This window comes from Vibrio phycocola, assembly GCF_053850235.1.
Genome location: NZ_JBSQDJ010000028.1, coordinates 1 through 2,169, shown reverse-complemented (window position 1 = coordinate 2,169; position 2,169 = coordinate 1). Strand labels below are relative to the sequence as shown.

The following is a 2,169-nucleotide window of genomic DNA, read 5'->3' as shown; positions in this document are numbered from 1 at the left end:
TGCCCGTGCGACCTGAAGTCGTATGAAGCGTTGTTCACCGCTTTATGAGTGAACCATCTGTATCACCAGATGAATCTACGAGCCTGAATAAAGCAGCGGCTCGGACAATGTAACGAAACTTGGCTGTTTGGGCTGAGTGGGAAAAGAATCGTGAGAGGACGTTCCTCCTGAAAACCACAATTCGGGTAAGTGCTAGGTAGTCAGTATGATGAACGTATGTGAATCCATTCAAGGTGCGTCATATGATGAAACAGCGGAAGTGGTTAATGCGCTGTGGCCAAAAGGCAATGAGAGATGGAAAGGGATTGGGCAGTGCCCTTTCGTGATCGTTATGCTCTCCGCACTAGAGTGGGCATCTAACCTGACATTTTACGTAACATACGGAACAGGGTAAGCCTGTATCACTCCCTCTGGGAAAGCCTATGTGGCCGATAGTAATGCAGGTAAAGGAGGTCGGAAAAAGCGAAAGCTGCATTGTAATGATGCAGATACAGACTTATGTCTGATCACGAAGGTGAGCCCACTTCCGACTGGTCTCCCATTGCGAGAGAATTTGAAGAACTTTATTCAAGGAGAAAAGCAAATGATGATCTCGAAAGAGATTAGTGCATCTTCTGACGGTGCTCAATGGCAGTCTATTGACTGGAAATCTGTTGAAGCACGCGTATTGAAGCTTCAAATGCGTATCGCAAAAGCAACGAGAGAAAAGAAGCACGGTAAGGTGAAATCCTTACAGTGGCTCTTGACTCATTCTCGCTCAGCCAAGCTACTTGCGGTTAAGCGAGTCTCTCAGAATAAAGGCAGTAAAACGCCTGGAATAGACGGTGTCATCTGGAACACAGATACACGCCGTATGAAAGCAGTCAATCAACTCAGCCGCAAGGCGTACACAGCAAAACCACTCAAACGAATCTACATTCCCAAAAAGAACGGTAAGCTCAGGCCACTAGGCATTCCCTGCATGATTGATAGAGCGCAACAAGCGCTCCACCTTCTCGCATTAGTGCCAGTGTCTGAATCGCTTGCCGACCTCAATAGCTATGGATTTAGGCCAAATCGCAGCACGGCTGACGCGGTCAGTCAGTGCTTCAAATGTTTGGCTCTAAAACAATCAGCGAAATGGGTTCTTGAGGGTGATATTAAGGCTTGCTTCGACAAAATCGGGCATCAATGGCTGATGGACAATATCACGGTAGATAAACGTATGTTAGAGCAATGGCTGAAATCTGGCTATGTGGATAAAAGGCTGTTCTATGATACGGATGAGGGTACACCTCAAGGTGGAATAATTTCTCCAACCTTGATGCTAATGACTCTCGCGGGAATAGAGCAGCAAATTAAATCTACAGCTCTGAGTAAGGGTGCTAGAGCCAACTTTATCGGTTATGCAGACGATTTCGTGGTCACCTGCTCTTCAAAGGAAGTGCTAGTGAACGATATCAAACCGTTGATTGCTGACTTTCTGGCTGAAAGAGGGTTAACCCTCTCCGAAGAGAAAACGAAGATCACTCATATTGACGACGGCTTTGACTTTCTGGGCTTCAACCATAGGAAGCACAAAGGGAAATTGCTCATCAAACCGAGCAAATCCAACACGCTGTTATTCTTGAGAAACCTACGTGAACTCATTAAAAAGCACGCAACCATCCCTGTTAACGATCTTATCAAGTTGATAAACCCGAAACTCAGAGGGTGGGCGAACTACTATCGCCACTGTGTTGCTAAACAAGTATTCGGGTATGTCGGCCACAAACTATTCCAAGCGTTATGGCACTGGGCAGTTAGGCGGCATCCAACCAAGTCGAAAGACTGGGTTGTTCATAAGTACTTTCTCAATCGTAAAGGCCAATGGCAATTTCACGGTTGGCAGAAAATCATGAACATGGACTGTCACTTCAATCTGTTCCAAATAGCGAAAGTGCCTATCGAGCGACATGTGAAAATCAGGAATGCAGCAACCCCTTTTGACCCTCAATACCAAGACTACTTGGCAAAGAGAAAATCAAAAAGGCTAGTCCGTAACTCTTGGAAAGAGCCTGTCCCGACTGCTTTATAAGTTGCTGGGTATCATTTGATGCCTTAGTGGAGGCTTGAGCCGTATGCAGTGAAAGTTGCACGTACGGTTCTTAGAGGGGCGGCACTTGGTAACAAGTGTCGTCTACTCGACCA

The 2,169-nt window shown here is 46.2% G+C and carries 2 protein-coding genes; both read left to right on the top strand.

All coding sequences use genetic code 11. From position 1 onward, the window contains the following. The first annotated feature begins 205 nt into the window (after positions 1–205). Positions 206–394: a hypothetical protein gene (locus ACWU4D_RS19565; protein WP_456053121.1), complete on the top strand. Its 189-nt coding sequence runs from the start codon at positions 206–208 to the stop codon at positions 392–394. Positions 395–583: 189 nt separating this feature from the next. Then, positions 584–2,056: a group II intron reverse transcriptase/maturase gene (gene ltrA / locus ACWU4D_RS19560; RefSeq protein ID WP_456053122.1), complete on the top strand. Its 1,473-nt coding sequence runs from the start codon at positions 584–586 to the stop codon at positions 2,054–2,056. Positions 2,057–2,169 lie beyond the last annotated feature (113 nt).

Bases quoted from the DNA above. Each gene is read 5' to 3' on its own strand.
- ACWU4D_RS19565 (WP_456053121.1), top strand. From the start codon at position 206: ATGATGAACGTATGTGAATCCATTCAAGGTGCGTCATATGATGAAACA.
- ltrA (WP_456053122.1), top strand. From the start codon at position 584: ATGATGATCTCGAAAGAGATTAGTGCATCTTCTGACGGTGCTCAATGG.